We start from the raw sequence: 13,741 nt of genomic DNA, 5'->3' as shown, positions 1-13,741 counted from the left end.
TGGTCGCGTTCGGACACGGGCGGAAGGGGTCTGACATGCGGTTTCACCATGATCGGGAGCCGGCGGGAGACCTCACTTTCAGTGACGTGTTCCTGGTGCCGAATCGGTCCGGCGTGGCGTCGCGACTGGACGTGGATCTCTCGACCAGCGACGGTACGGGAGCCTCGATTCCGGTCGTGGCGGCGAACATGACCGCGGTGTCGGGGCGGCGGATGGCCGAGACGATCGCACGCTGCGGCGGCCTCGCGGTGATCCCGCAGGACATCCCGGTCGACGTGGTGTCCGAGGTCGTTGCCTGGATCAAGGAGCGGGACCCGGTCCACGACACCGCGCTGACGCTGCCGCCGACCGGGACCGTCGGCGAGGCGCTGAACCTGCTGCCCAAGCGCAACCACGGGGCAGTGATCGTGGTGGACCAGGGCCGGCCGGTCGGCGTGGTGACCGAGGCCGACTGCTCCGGGGCCGACCGGTTCACCCAGCTCGACGCGGTCATGTCGCGCGAGTTGCTGACGGTGCCCCAGGGGATCGATCCCGAGGCCGCGTTCGAGCTGCTGCACGACGGCCGCCACCGGCTCGCCCCGGTGGTCGATGCCGGCAACCGGATCGTCGGGATCCTCACCCGCCAGCGCGCGCTCCGGGCGACCCTGTACGACCCGGCGCTGGACGGCAACGGCAAGCTCCGGGTAGCCGCCGCGATCGGGATCAACGGCGACGCGGAACAGAAGGCGAAGGCGCTGCTCGAGGTCGGGATCGACGTCCTGGTCGTCGACACCGCCCACGGCCACCAGGAACGGATGCTCGAGGTGGTCGAACAGGTCCGTGCCCTCGGCCCGCGGGTGCCGATCGTGGCCGGCAACGTCGTCACCGCCGAAGGCGTCACCGACCTGGTGAACGCCGGCGCGGACATCGTGAAGGTCGGCGTCGGGCCCGGGGCGATGTGCACGACGCGGATGCAGACCGCGGTCGGCCGGCCGCAGTTCTCCGCGGTCCTGGAATGCGCGACCCGCGCGCGGGAGCTCGGCAAGCACGTCTGGGCGGATGGCGGCGTCCGGCATCCGCGCGACGTCGCGCTGGCGCTGGCCGCGGGCGCGTCGAGTGTGATGATCGGGTCCTGGTTCGCCGGCACCTACGAGTCGCCCGGCGACCCGCACCGCGACAGCCAGGGCCGGATCTACAAGGAGAGCTTCGGGATGGCGTCCGCCCGCGCCGTCCGCTCCCGGACCGCCGAGGACTCCGCGTTCCAGCGGGCCCGCAAGGCCATCTTCGAGGAAGGCATCTCGACCGCGCGGATGTACCTGGACCCGGAGCACCCGAGCGTCGAGGACCTGCTGGACTCGATCGTGTCCGGCATCCGCAGTTCGTGCACGTACGTCGGCGCTGCCACCCTGCCCGAGTTCCACGAACGCGCGGTGGTCGGCCTGCAGACGGCCGCCGGGTACGCCGAGGGCAAGCCGCTCGACACCAGCTGGCTGTGATCGTGGACAACGCCCTCATCCCCAGGATGAGATCGCGGGTCCGCCGGAATCATGCCCCGGGCGATGGTGACGGTCGGCCATCGGTGGCACCTTGTAGGCAACAGGGGGAGGAAGGGCACCGGAACCATCCGTCGGGGGGTCGGGGATCTCGCTGGGGGCAGCGGGTCCGATCGACGCGGGGGCTCAACAGTCACCGGTGTCCTGCTCGTGGTCGCGGGTGGTGGCAGAGGGTTCGGCCGAGGCTTGGGAGGGCGACTCGGGGACCTGCATCCCACCGCCCGCGACTGCTGTGCGGTGGACGGCCCTTGATCACGTGCGGGTGACGGCGCATAGTCGAGTGATCGATACCGCACTGGTTGTGGGGAGTCGCCGTCGTGGAAGGAGAAAGGGCCGTCCCGCTGCGGGTTGACGCGGAGACGGCGATCATCCTGCGCGAGGCGTATCACAAGATCGAGGCGCTGTTCAGATCCGACCACTACGGTCTGTACGACTACGTCCGGGTGGTGGCCGGGAAGATTGCGCATGTCGACGCGTTCTTCGTCGGCTTCCTGCAGGGCAGCAACCGGGTGCGGTACCCGTACGGGTACGACGACGGCGACTACGTGACCCCCGACACCCACATCTTCGGCCCGGACGGGCAGACGGCCTGGCTGCTCAAGCACCGGCACACCTACCGCTTCGCCTACGACGACGGTGCCGTGCTGCACGCCGGCATACCGGTCGGCGACCCGGCCCGACGGTCCCGGGACGCGGTCACGGTGCCGATCTTCCGGCCGGCCAAGGACGGGCCCGACCAGTTGTTCGGGCTGCTCTCGATGCAGAGCTACATCCCGAAGTCGTACGACGACAACGCGGTGCGGGCGTTCGAGTGGCTGTGCGAGGTGGTGGAGCGGGTGCTGAGCCGGGAGGGCGAGGACCGGGAGGCGCTGCGCCGTCTGCCCGCGGGCGATGTCGGCCCGAACCTGCTGACGTCCGACCATGTGATGGAGTACCTGACGCACCGGGTCGCGTCGATCCGGGAGATCGCGACCGAGGCGCTGGACGAGTCGGACCTGGGGGCGCCGGTCCGCACCCATCTGGAGCGGATCGTGGACACCGCCGAGCACATCCAGTCCGAGCTGATCGAGATGCTGATGGAGACCGACGAGGCGCCGGAACGCCGGTTCACCAGCCTCACGAAGGCGCAGCAGGGGGTCGCGCTGCTGCTGGCCGACGGGCTCGACAACGACCAGCTGGCCGCCGAGCTCGGTGTCAGTCTCAACACCGTCAAGACCCACCTCAGCGCGATCCTCCGCAAGTACGGCTTCCGCAGCCGGTCCCAGGTGGCCGACGACGTCCGCAAGTACCTCGCCCGCTAGGCCCTGTCTGGTTATCCATCGCCTACTGCGGGGCACTCGGCACGGCACCTCGCCGCACGGGTGCAAAGGCCACGATGCTCCGCATCGAGACCTTCGTCCCCGCACGCCGATGCACCGCACCGAGCACCTCCTCGCTACGGCGCTGGATAACCAGACAGGACCTAATACGAGCGGGCCACGTACGCGACCACACCGGGCTCGTCGTCGCTCAACGGCAGCGCGCCGTCGGCACGCTGCAGGCAACGGACCGTGACGCCGGACTCGGCCAGTCGGTCCTCGCCCTCCTCGCCGACCGCGTCGTACGGCAGGGTCGCCCAGCCGGACGCGGCCGCCTCGATCGCCTCGTCCACCGTCGACACGGCCGTGACGCGAGCAGCCCGGCGAGCGGTTGCCGCGGCCAGCAGGTGCGCCTGATCAGCCTCGAGCGCCGACACCACCGCCATCGCGAGCCCGGACAGCTCGACCGCGGTCTTGGCCGAGTCGCGCAAGCGCCGTACGACGGTTGCGGTGCCCGCGGCGAGATCGCGCGGGCCGAGCTCGATACGGACCGGGACGCCCTTCAGCTCCCAGTTCACCGCGCGTCGCCCGAACGGCTGGTCGGCGCGATCGTCCACGCCGACCCGCAGACCCGCCGCGCTCAGCTCGTCGGCGATCCGCCGGGCGGCGGCGGTCGACTCGTCCTTCACCGCGAGGACGACGACCTGCACCGGAGCGACCGCGGGCGGCACCCGGAGGCCGGCGTCGTCGCCGTGCACCATGATCAGTCCGCCGACCATGCGCGTCGTACTGCCCCAGGAGGTCGTCCAGGCGAGCTCGCGCCGGCCTTCGCCCGACAGGTACCCGATGTCGAAGGCGCGCGCGAAGTTCTGCCCGAGCTCGTGCGAGGTCGCCATCTGCAGCGCCTTGCCGTCGCCGGTCATCGCCTCGAGCGTCATCGTGTTGATCGCGCCCGCGAACCGCTCCCGCCGGGTCTTCCGGCCGGCGACGACCGGGATCGCCAGCACGTTGACCATGACGTCGCGATAGACGTCGGACAGGATCCTGGTCGCGAAGGCGCGCGCGTCCTCGGCGGAGACATGGGCGGTGTGGCCTTCCTGCCACAGGAACTCCGTCGTCCGCAGGAACAGCCGCGGGCGCAGCTCCCAGCGGACCGCGTTGGCCCACTGGTTCAGCAGCAGGGGCAGGTCGCGGTAGCTCTGCACCCACTTCGCCATGTACTCGCCGATCACGGTTTCCGACGTCGGCCGGATCACCGCGGGCTCCTCGAGTTGCTTGCCGCCGGCGTGCGTCACGACCGCGAGCTCGGGGCTGAAGCCCTCGACGTGCTCGGCCTCGCGCTGCAGGTAGCTCTGCGGGATCAGCAGCGGGAAGTACGCGTTCTGCGCGCCGGTCGCCCTGATCCGGCGATTCATTGCCTCCTGCAACAGTTCCCAGATCCCGTACCCGTACGGTCGCACGACCATGGTCCCCCGGACCGGCCCGTTGTCGGCGAGCTCGGCCTTGGCGATCACGTCCTGGAACCATCGGGGGTAGTCCGTCTCCTGCGACGCGAGAACGGAACGGGAAGCTGTCATGCCGGCCAGTGTAGGAACCCGATCGTGGGCCCGGCCACGCATTTGTGCCGGCCGCTCAGCCGAAACTCAGTCGGTGGAATTCACATCGCGGTCCACGGTCGTTCATCGGCGGGCCGAAAAGTTGGCTCGTGTTCCCCGTGGACTTGGAGGAGTTGTGAGAGTACGTCGTACGCCTGTGATCTCCGTCTGCCTGGCGCTGATCGGGCTCGCGGTCGGCGGTCCCGCCGCCGCCGCGGACAGCGGTCCGCAGACCTACACCTTCGCCGTGATCGGCGACATCCCGTACGGCCCGGCGCAGATCGCCCGCTTCCCGGCGGTCGTCGACCAGATCAACGCGGACAAGCCGGTGCAGCTGGTGACCCACCTCGGTGACATCAAGGACGGCTCCTCGGTCTGCAGCGACGAGTACTTCGCGCAGGTGAAGACCCAGTTCGACCGCTTCGCGGATCCGCTCGTCTACACCGTCGGCGACAACGAGTGGACCGACTGCCACCGCGTCAACAACGGCGGTTACAACCCGTTGGAGCGCCTGGCCAGGATTCGCAGGGTGTTCTTCCCCGAGCCGGGCCGCACGCTCGGGCGGCACTCGGTGAAGGTCGAGAGCCAGGTCGCGCAGGGCATTCCGGAAGACGTCCGTTTCACCCGGGGCGACGTGGCGTTCGCCGCCCTGCACATCGTTGGCAGCAACAACAGTATGGCGCCGTGGACCGGCCGGACGGCGCCGACGCCGGAGCAGACCGCCGAGGTGCTGAACCGGACGGCGGCGGTCATGCAGAGCATCCGCGACACGTTCGCCCAGGCGCGCGACGAGCACAACAAAGCCGTCGTACTGCTCACCCAGGCCGACATGTTCGACCCGACGGTGACGTCGCCGTCGTTCGCGGACTACTACGCGTTCCAGCCGATCGTGCAGGAGATCGCCCGGGAGGCGGCGAACTTCCGCGGCCCGGTGTACCTGTTCAACGGTGACAGCCACGTCTACAACAGCGACAAGCCGCTCGCGGCCACGTCGGCGTGGACGAAGCTCTACGGTGTGACCGCGCCGGTGGACAACCTGTCCCGGATCACCGTTGACGGCTCGACCGGCGACAACGACTACCTCCGCGTCACGATCGACTCCCGTAACCCCGCGGTCCTGAGCTGGACCCGCGTCCCGTTCACCTCCTGAACAAGGCAAAGACGCCCGGCGAGCAGGTCGCCGGGCGTCTTCGCGTACTACGTCACAGCGAAGCGAGCGCGTCGTTCCAGGTCTTGGAGGGGCGCATGACGGCGGCGGCCTTCGCCGGGTCGGGCTGGTAGTAGCCGCCGAGGTCGACGGGGGTGCCCTGGACCGCGAGGAGCTCGTCGACGATGGTCTGCTCGTTCGCCGCGAGCGTCTCGGCGAGCGGGGCGAACGCCTTGGCCAGGTCGGCGTCGTCGGTCTGCTGCGCCAGCTCCTGCGCCCAGTACAGCGACAGGTAGAAGTGGCTGCCGCGGTTGTCGATCCCGCCGACGCGACGGGTCGGGGACTTGTCCTCGTTCAGGAACGTGGCGGTCGCCCGGTCGAGCGTGTCGGCCAGGATCTGCGCCCGGGCGTTGCCGGTCGCCTGCGCCAGGTGCTCGAAGCTCGCGGCCAGCGCGAAGAACTCGCCCAGGCTGTCCCAGCGCAGGTAGTTCTCCTTGACCAGCTGCTGCACGTGCTTCGGGGCCGAGCCGCCCGCGCCGGTCTCGAACAGACCGCCACCGGCCATCAGCGGAACGACGGACAGCATCTTCGCGCTGGTGCCGAGCTCGAGGATCGGGAACAGGTCGGTCAGGTAGTCACGCAGCACGTTGCCGGTCACCGAGATGGTGTTCTCGCCGCGGCGGATCCGCTCCAGCGAGAACGTGGTCGCGTCCACCGGCGCCAGGATGCGGATGTCCAGGCCCTCGGTGTCGTGGTCGAACAGGTACTTCTGCACCTTGGTGATCAGGTTGGCGTCGTGCGCGCGGGTCTCGTCCAGCCAGAACACCGCCGGGTCGCCGGTCGCCCGGGCCCGGTTGACGGCCAGCTTCACCCAGTCCTGGATCGGGGCGTCCTTGGTCTGGCAGGCGCGGAAGATGTCGCCCGCGGAGACGGCCTGCTCCAGGACGACGGCGCCCGTGGTGTCGACGAGGCGGACGCTGCCGGTGGTCTGGATCTCGAAGGTCTTGTCGTGCGAGCCGTACTCCTCGGCCTTCTGCGCCATCAGGCCGACGTTCGGCACCGAGCCCATGGTGGCCGGGTCGAAGGCGCCGTTGGCGCGGCAGTCGTCGAGGACCGCCTGGTAGATGCCCGAGTAGCTGTGGTCCGGCAGGACCGCGAGGGTGTCGTGCTCGGCGCCGTCCGGGCCCCACATGTGGCCCGACGTCCGGATCATCGCCGGCATCGACGCGTCCACGATCACGTCCGACGGGACGTGCAGGTTGGTGATGCCCTTGTCGGAGTCGACCATCGCCAGCTTCGGGCCGGCTGCGAGCTCGGCGTCGAAGGAGGCCTTGATCGCCGGCCCCTCGGGCAGCGCCGCGATGCCGTGCAGGATGCCGCCGAGGCCGTCGTTCGGCGTCAGGCCGGCCTTGGCGAGCACATCGCCGTACTGCGCGAACGTCTCCGGGAAGAACGCCCGGACCACGTGGCCGAAGACGATCGGGTCGGACACCTTCATCATGGTGGCCTTGAGGTGGATCGAGAACAGCACGTCCTCGGCCTTCGCCCGGGCGACCTGCGCGGTGAGGAACTCGCGCAGCGCGGCCACGTGCAGGACGGACGCGTCGACGACCTCACCGGCGAGCACCGGGACGGACTCGCGCAGAATCGTCGTGGTGCCGTCGTCGCCGACCAGCTCGATCCGCAGCGATCCGTCGGCCTCGATCACCGCGGACTTCTCGGTGGCCCGGAAGTCGTCGGTGTCCATCGTCGCGACGTTGGTCTTCGACTCGGCGCTCCACGCGCCCATCCGGTGCGGGTGGGTCTTGGCGTAGTTCTTCACCGAGGCGGGCGCGCGGCGGTCGGAGTTGCCCTCGCGCAGCACCGGGTTCACCGCGGAGCCCTTGACCTTGTCGTAGCGGGCCTGGATCTCCCGCTCCTCGTCGGTCTTCGGCTCGTCCGGGTACTCCGGCAGCGCGTAGCCCTGGGACTGCAGCTCGGCGATCGCGGCCTTCAGCTGCGGGATCGAGGCCGAGACGTTCGGCAGCTTGATGATGTTCGCGGCCGGCGTCTTGGCCAGCTCGCCGAGCTCGCCGAGCGCGTCCGCGATCCGCTGGTCGTCCTGGAGGTACTCCGGGAACACCGCCAGGATCCGGCCGGCCAGTGAGATGTCCCGGGTCTCCACGCCGACACCGGCCTGGCCGGCGTACGCCTGGACGACAGGGAGGAACGAGTACGTGGCGAGCGCCGGAGCCTCGTCGGTGTGGGTGTAGATGATCGTCGAGTCAGTCACGGGCCCACCTTATCCGGCGGACGTCGGACTCCTACGTGGGCCGGATCACGCTCAGGACAGGTCGTCCGGGTGCGCCAACGTGATCCCGGCGGCGACGGTCACGGCGCTCGTGAAGGCCAGCGTGTCGATCGGGGACGCCGCCGCCACGGTCGCCCCGGCCAGCGAGGCGAGGCCCTTGGCGCCGTCCCAGGTGCAGTCGACGAACACCGCTTTGGCCGCCTTGACCTGGGAGAACTCCACACCGGACAGGTCACAGCCCCGGAACACGGCGCCGGTCAGGTCGGCGGACACGAAGTCGGCGCTCTGCAGCCGGCAGTCGGTGAGCTCGACCTTGACGAACTTCGCGAACCGGAACGACGCGAAGTCCAGCACGGTGTCGCGGATCGTCACGTGCTGCAGCACCGCGCCCGGACCGGCGAACCCGATCATCCGGGCGCCGGCGATCGCGACCCGGGTCAGCGCCGCGTCGGACCAGCGGGAGTTCGCCAGGTCGCACTGGGTGAGCTCGGTGTCGACCAGGATCAGCTTCTCCAGATCCGAACCGGCCAACTTGCTCCGGGTGAAGCGGCAGCCGCTGATCTCGACGTGCTCGGCCTCCAGATCGCTGAGGTCCGCATCCTCCAGCCCGAGATCGAGCAGTCGCTCCTCGTCCTCGATCTCGTTGGGCAGGCCGGACTCAAGCCGGGCACGGAGGCGGGGCGCGGCGATCTTCACGGTCCCGACCGTAGCGGGGGTTACCGACAGGTGGCGGACCTGCGTCACTCAGCAAGCGCCGGGCACGCGGCCTGGCTCACGCTCAGGCGGCGTCGTGGAGAGGCCGCTGGTCAAGGTTGGTGAGTGGCGCAGGTCCGCCTCAGGAGCGGAGGTAGTGGGCGGCGGCGCCGATCAGGGCGGAATGTTCGGTGTCCTTGGTCGCCGAGGCCGGGAAGTCGAGAGTCGATGTCACCAGGTCGAAGGCGCCCGAGATCGAGCCGCCCAGGACTGTGTGAGTGACCCCGAAACGCTCCAGCCAGGGCCTCAGCGCGTCCACGAGGTCGGTGAACGCGGCGCGCAGGACGGCGAGAGCGGCGGAGTCGCCGGCGCGGGCCTGGTCGGCGATTTCCTTGACGCCGGGGGCCTCGCGGCCGGTGCTCTCGGCGTAGCGGCGCAGGATCGCGCGGGCGGAGATCGAGTCCTCCAGCGGTTTCCCGGCGTACGACGTCTTGTACAGCTCACCGCCGGGCGGGACCGTGCCGCCCTCGCGGACCACCTGGCCGTCGGCGAGGAACGCCGTACCGATACCGGTGCCGATCGTGACGCCGACGCAGCGTGCGGCGCCGCGGACCTCGCCCGCGGTCCACTCGCCGACCGCGAACGCCTCCGCGTCGTTCATGAACAGCAGCCGGTCGATCCCCAGCTCCTCGCTCAGGGCGGCGCCGAGGTTGAACCCGTACAGCCGGTCGAACTTGCCCTGCCCGCGGTACCACGCGACGCCGGTGGCGAAGTCGAACGGACCGGGCAGCGCGATCGCCAGACCGTTTGCCAGCGGCAACTTCCGGGCCGTGTCCGCGAGCTGCGCGACCACTGCCTCGGCGGCCGCCCGGGACTCGAGCTCGGCCCGGTCCACCTCGGTCACGTCCCACGTTCCGGGCGCCACCACGGCCGCCGTGACGTGGCTTCCCCCGATCTCCAGCACAGCTACGTCCATCCGCACATCATCGCAGCAGGTCAGTACTCCGCCCGGAACACCCGCTTCCCGGCGCCGTCGTACATGCTGACGTAGATCGGGTCGGCGTTGCCGTTCCTGATGTCGGCGGTGTACACGCGGTGCACCCAGTACCCGTCCTTCATCGCGGCGTCCGCGTGCTGTCCGAGGCCGGCGAACGCGATCCGGGTGACTCCCTCCGGCACCCGGCCCGCGTAGCTGTAGACGACGCCCATGCAGGACGCGAAAGCGGGCCGCTCGACCTTCGCCGGACCGCACGCCTGACTCCAGTACCGCTGGATCTGGTAGGCGCGGGTGATGATGCCGGTGTTGAGCAGGGTCGCCCCGAAGCCGCCCAACTGGTGGCCGCGGATCGGTACGCCGGCCACGCAGTAGGCGTATTGCGATCCGTCGGGCGACCGGCGGACCGTGATCGTGCCGTCGGCATCGCTGGCCTCCACGACCTTGTCGGTCCACCCGCTGCTGACCTGCCGGCGCCAGGCGTCGTCGTTCGCGGTCCGGAAGAAGTCGTCGGACTTCGCGCACAGATCGGTGACGGCGGCGGGAGCGGGCTCGCTGGGCGTCGGCGCCGGTTGCGGCTGCGCGGTGATCCGGCCGACCAGTACCGCGGCGACCACGGCGGTCGCCGCGGTGACGGCCGTGGCAGCGGTCAGCGTCGCGCGACGGACCCGGGTCCGGTGCCGGCCGGCGGCGACCAGTTCGGTGACGTCCGGCGCGAACGACGTACCGCGTTCGGTGGCCCGGTCCAGCAGGGTCTTCAGGTCGTTCGTCATCTCGTCCCCACAACCTCGAAGAGCTCGGCCAAGGACGGGTGCTCGCGCAGTTTGTCCAGAGCGCGCAGCGTTTGGCTCTTCACGGTTCCGGGGCGGCAGTCGAGCGCGATGGCGGTCTCCTCGACGGACAGCTCGTCGAAGTACCGCAGGACGACGCAGGCGCGCTGGCGGGGCGGCAGTTCGGCGAGGGCCTTGGTGATCACCAGCCGGTTCTCGACGACGCCCAGCGCGTCGGCGTCGGCCTCGTTGGCGAAGTACTCGTCGCCGCCGACGACCTCCTGGCTGGACTTGCGGCGGAGCCCGTCGAGAGTGGTGGAGACGACCACCTTCCGCGCGTACGCACCGATTGCGCCCTTGCGCTGGATGCGGCCCCAGATCCGGTACAGCCGGATCAGTGCCTCCTGGGTCGCGTCCTCGGCCCGGCGCCAGTCCCCGCACAGAAGGTAAGCGGTCCGGCACAGAGAGTTGGCGTGATGGGTCACGAACTCGACATAGTCCTGCTCCGTCTCCGGTCTCACCCGCGACCCTCCCCAGTCATGCCGGGTCAAACGTGGTGGGGTACACGTTCGGTTGCACGACGACGGCACTCTCTTTCAGTGCTCGAGCACTGAGGGAACGCCCGCGTGCTCCCGACCGTACAGTGACTGCGAGGGGATGAGATGCCGACCGAGAGCAGGACGACGTCCGTGGTCGCGGCGCTGAGCGTCGCGGTGGCGGTGGTCGGTCATGCCCTGGTCGGGGGCGGCGGCGTGCCGCTGGGCATCGTGCCTCCGTTGGCCGCGCTGGCCGGTGTCTGCTGGCTGCTGGGTGAGTATCTGGCAGGCGAGCGGTTGCTGACCGGCCTCGTGCTCGCCGGTGTGCAGCTGTTCGTCCACGTCACGCTGGACTCGGTGACCATGCACCACGGCATGTCTCTCGCGACCAGCGTGCTGATGACCGCGGCGCATCTCGCCGCGCTGCTGGCGGGCGTTCTCGCGATCGGCCGGGCGCACAGCTGGCTCCATCGGGTACGGCGGGTCTTCGCGCGCCTGCTGCCCGAACTGCCGGTGCTCCGTCCGGTACGGCGGATCGCGGCGGAACACGTTTTCTTCGCGGCCTGGACACCGAGCGGGTCCCCGCTCGGCACGAGTCTGTCCGGGCGCGGGCCTCCCGGCGTACGAGGAATCGCAGCTGCCTGAACCGGCCGACCGTGCCGGACTACTCGTATGCCCCGAAAGGTTCTCTCATGCCCAGGAGATTCGCCCTGCGTGCCGCCGCGATCGGCGCGGCGTCCGCACTCGTCGTGATCGGCGCCGCGAGCTCGGCGTCGGCCCACGTCTCGGTGTCGTCGCCGGACGCCAAGCCCGGCGGGTACGCCAAGCTCGTGTTCCGCGTGCCGACCGAGTCCGACGACACCAGCACCACGAAACTCGTCGTCTCGCTGCCCACGGACCATCCGTTCGCGCACGTCGGTGCGCAGGTGAAGGACGGGTGGAAGGTGGAGAAGAAGGAGACGAAACTGCCCGCCGCGGTGAAGGTCGGGGACGTCACACTGACCAAGGCGATCACCACGGTCACCTGGACCGCGACCGCGGGCGGGATCCCGGCGAACGACTTCGACGAGTTCGCGTTGTCGGTCGGCAAGCTGCCCGAAGGGGTGGACTCGCTGAGCTTCCCGGCGGAGCAGACGTACAGCGACGGCGAGGTGGTGAAGTGGGCCGACGTCGCGAAGGACGGCGCTGACGAGCCGGAGCACCCGGCGCCGGCGCTGCAGCTGACCGCGGCGGTCACGCCGGTCGCGGCGACGACGTCGACCGACTCCTCCGACACCGTCGCGCGCTGGCTGGGCGTCGGCGGACTGGTGGTCGGACTGCTCGGTCTCGCCTTCGGGCTCCGGTCCCGCCGGCCCGTGGCGGTCGCAGGGGAGAAGCAGTAGCCGTGCGCCGACTGATCGCAGTACTCGTCGCGTCGCTGGTCGCGCTGGTGGTCTCCGCCGGCGTGGCGGCGGCGCACGCGAAGCTCGAGTCGATGACGCCGGCCGACGGTTCGTCGATGGCCGCGCCGCCGACGAAGGTGGTGCTGACCTTCAGTGAACCGGTCGGCGCCACCGGGACGCAGGTCCAGGTGAAGTCGCCCGGCGGCACGAACGTCGCGACCGGCGACGTCCAGGTGGTCGACAACACCGTCACCCAACCGGTGGGCGCGATGATCGAGGCCGGTAAGTACACGGTCGAGGCGCGTGTGGTCTCGGCCGACGGTCACCCGATCACGGTCGCCGGGTCCTTCACGGTCACGCACGCCGGTCACCCGGCGACCCAGCCGGCCGGGGCCCCGCCCCAGGCCGAGGGGAACTCCAGTGTCGTGACGATCGTCGCCATGTGCCTGGTGATGCTCGTCGTCGTGGCGCTGGCCGTCGTCATCGTCCGCCGCCGCCCGGCCGCCTGATGGAGGTCAGGCGTCCCCGGCTGCTCGTCCTGGCGATGATTGCCGCAGGCATCGGTGTGATGCTGGTCGCGCTGCTCGCCGCCGGCGGTGCCCCGGGGAAGCCGGCCGACGGGCTGCTCGGCGCCTCGCTCGGTGTGTCCTGGGCGGTTCCGGTCCTGCGGTTCCTCGCCGACGCGGCCGCGGTGGCGACCGGCGGGGCCGTGGTGGCGGTGATCCTCTTCCTGCCGGCGAAGGACGGGCAGCTCGGCGCCAAGGCGATCCGCGCCTGTCAGGACGCCGCGCTGGCCGCCGGGATCTGGGCGGTCGCGAGCATCGGCGGCCTGGTCGCGACCGCGACGGTGATTCTCGGTATCCCGCTGTCCCACCTCGCCGAGCACGCCGAACCGGCCGGCCAGCTGAGCCAGGTCCGCGCGCTCGCGGTCGCCGTCGTGCTCACCGCCGTACTCGCCGTCGTTCTCAGCGGCACCAAGACGCTCCGCACCGCGCGGCTGGCCGCCGTACTCACGATCGCGGCTCTGACCGGCCCCTTGCTCACCGGCCACGGCGCGCTCGACCGCACCGACCTGTGGTCCGTCCTCGCGACAACCTCGCTCGTCGTCCACGTCGTCGCCGCGACCGCGTGGATCGGCGGTCTGGCTGCGGTGCTGCGCTACACCCGCTCGCGCGAGGCCGTCGAGATCTTCAGCACGCTCGCCCTCGTGTGCGCGGTGACGATGGGGGTCACCGGGCTCCTCACCGCCGAGATCCACCTCGACGGGCGGCAGAGCGGCTGGGGCCTGGTCACGCAGTGGGTGACGACCGGGTACGGCGCGCTGGTGTTCTCGAAGGCCGTCGCGTTCGCGATCCTGGTGACGATCGGCTGGTGGCACCGCCGTACGACGCTGCCCGAGCTCACCGCCGGCAACCCCGCCGCGTTCCGCCGGCTGGCCGCGGTCGAGCTCCTCGTCATGGCCGGCACGGTCGGCCTGGCCGTTGCCCTGTCGCGCACTCCCTAG

General features: G+C 70.4%; 13 protein-coding genes. 7 read left to right on the top strand and 6 right to left on the bottom strand.

What is annotated here, in order from left to right; all coding sequences use genetic code 11:
• Nucleotides 1–35: 35 nt before the first annotated feature.
• On the top strand, nucleotides 36–1,475 hold the full coding sequence (locus tag AB0I12_RS09345; protein ID WP_359926889.1) for a GuaB1 family IMP dehydrogenase-related protein: 1,440 nt from the start codon (nucleotides 36–38) through the stop codon (nucleotides 1,473–1,475).
• Nucleotides 1,476–1,849: 374 nt separating this feature from the next.
• The gene (locus tag AB0I12_RS09340) at nucleotides 1,850–2,833 is read left to right on the top strand and encodes a LuxR C-terminal-related transcriptional regulator (protein ID WP_359926888.1); all 984 of its coding nucleotides are present in this window, start codon (nucleotides 1,850–1,852) and stop codon (nucleotides 2,831–2,833) included.
• A 161-nt stretch (nucleotides 2,834–2,994) separates the two neighbouring features.
• Here AB0I12_RS09340 and proS read toward each other — a convergent pair whose 3' ends face one another.
• A complete protein-coding gene (proS, locus tag AB0I12_RS09335; RefSeq protein ID WP_359926885.1) occupies nucleotides 2,995–4,407 on the bottom strand; it encodes a proline--tRNA ligase in 1,413 nt (470 codons plus the stop codon).
• A 154-nt stretch (nucleotides 4,408–4,561) separates the two neighbouring features.
• Between proS and AB0I12_RS09330 the strand changes: the two genes are divergently transcribed.
• Entirely contained in the window at nucleotides 4,562–5,575 is a 1,014-nt protein-coding gene (locus AB0I12_RS09330) for a metallophosphoesterase (protein ID WP_359926882.1), read from the top strand.
• Nucleotides 5,576–5,627: 52 nt separating this feature from the next.
• On the opposite strand, the gene AB0I12_RS09325 is transcribed toward AB0I12_RS09330, so the two are convergent.
• From AB0I12_RS09325 to AB0I12_RS09305, 5 genes are all read right to left on the bottom strand, one after another.
• Complete coding sequence (locus tag AB0I12_RS09325) at nucleotides 5,628–7,844, bottom strand: NADP-dependent isocitrate dehydrogenase (protein WP_359926879.1); 2,217 nt, start codon at nucleotides 7,842–7,844, stop codon at nucleotides 5,628–5,630.
• 51 nt (nucleotides 7,845–7,895) lie between these two features.
• A complete protein-coding gene (locus AB0I12_RS09320) occupies nucleotides 7,896–8,558 on the bottom strand; it encodes a pentapeptide repeat-containing protein (RefSeq protein ID WP_359926876.1) in 663 nt (220 codons plus the stop codon).
• Between the two features lie 139 nt (nucleotides 8,559–8,697).
• Complete coding sequence (locus AB0I12_RS09315; RefSeq protein ID WP_359926875.1) at nucleotides 8,698–9,531, bottom strand: ROK family protein; 834 nt, start codon at nucleotides 9,529–9,531, stop codon at nucleotides 8,698–8,700.
• 20 nt (nucleotides 9,532–9,551) lie between these two features.
• Nucleotides 9,552–10,322, bottom strand: coding sequence for a hypothetical protein (locus AB0I12_RS09310; RefSeq protein WP_359926872.1), 771 nt, complete (start codon nucleotides 10,320–10,322; stop codon nucleotides 9,552–9,554).
• Nucleotides 10,319–10,840, bottom strand: coding sequence for a SigE family RNA polymerase sigma factor (locus AB0I12_RS09305; protein WP_359926871.1), 522 nt, complete (start codon nucleotides 10,838–10,840; stop codon nucleotides 10,319–10,321). Before AB0I12_RS09305 ends, AB0I12_RS09310 begins: the two co-directional genes overlap by 4 nt.
• A gap of 141 nt (nucleotides 10,841–10,981) precedes the next feature.
• On the opposite strand from AB0I12_RS09305, the gene AB0I12_RS09300 reads away from it, so the two are divergent.
• Genes AB0I12_RS09300 through AB0I12_RS09285 form a run of 4 tightly spaced genes read left to right on the top strand, consistent with a single transcriptional unit; the run spans nucleotide 10,982 to nucleotide 13,741 of the window.
• Nucleotides 10,982–11,500: a hypothetical protein gene (locus AB0I12_RS09300; RefSeq protein ID WP_359926868.1), complete on the top strand. Its 519-nt coding sequence runs from the start codon at nucleotides 10,982–10,984 to the stop codon at nucleotides 11,498–11,500.
• A 47-nt stretch (nucleotides 11,501–11,547) separates the two neighbouring features.
• Nucleotides 11,548–12,237: a YcnI family protein gene (locus AB0I12_RS09295; protein WP_359926866.1), complete on the top strand. Its 690-nt coding sequence runs from the start codon at nucleotides 11,548–11,550 to the stop codon at nucleotides 12,235–12,237.
• A gap of 2 nt (nucleotides 12,238–12,239) precedes the next feature.
• Nucleotides 12,240–12,746: a copper resistance CopC family protein gene (locus AB0I12_RS09290; protein WP_359926863.1), complete on the top strand. Its 507-nt coding sequence runs from the start codon at nucleotides 12,240–12,242 to the stop codon at nucleotides 12,744–12,746.
• Complete coding sequence (locus tag AB0I12_RS09285) at nucleotides 12,746–13,741, top strand: CopD family protein (protein ID WP_359926861.1); 996 nt, start codon at nucleotides 12,746–12,748, stop codon at nucleotides 13,739–13,741. The genes AB0I12_RS09290 and AB0I12_RS09285 overlap by 1 nt, the downstream gene beginning before the upstream one ends.

Origin of the sequence: Kribbella sp. NPDC050459 (assembly GCF_040655315.1) — a bacterium.
Lineage (GTDB): Bacteria > Actinomycetota > Actinomycetes > Propionibacteriales > Kribbellaceae > Kribbella.
Note: the sequence above shows the minus strand (reverse complement) of the source record. Positions and strands in the feature narration are given on the sequence as shown.

Coding starts and splice junctions, on each gene's coding strand:
- AB0I12_RS09300 (WP_359926868.1), top strand. CDS start 10,982: ATGCCGACCGAGAGCAGGACGACGTCCGTGGTCGCGGCGCTGAGCGTC.
- AB0I12_RS09310 (WP_359926872.1), bottom strand. CDS start 10,322: ATGACGAACGACCTGAAGACCCTGCTGGACCGGGCCACCGAACGCGGT.
- proS (WP_359926885.1), bottom strand. CDS start 4,407: ATGACAGCTTCCCGTTCCGTTCTCGCGTCGCAGGAGACGGACTACCCC.
- AB0I12_RS09315 (WP_359926875.1), bottom strand. CDS start 9,531: ATGGACGTAGCTGTGCTGGAGATCGGGGGAAGCCACGTCACGGCGGCC.
- AB0I12_RS09285 (WP_359926861.1), top strand. CDS start 12,746: ATGGAGGTCAGGCGTCCCCGGCTGCTCGTCCTGGCGATGATTGCCGCA.
- AB0I12_RS09345 (WP_359926889.1), top strand. CDS start 36: ATGCGGTTTCACCATGATCGGGAGCCGGCGGGAGACCTCACTTTCAGT.
- AB0I12_RS09295 (WP_359926866.1), top strand. CDS start 11,548: ATGCCCAGGAGATTCGCCCTGCGTGCCGCCGCGATCGGCGCGGCGTCC.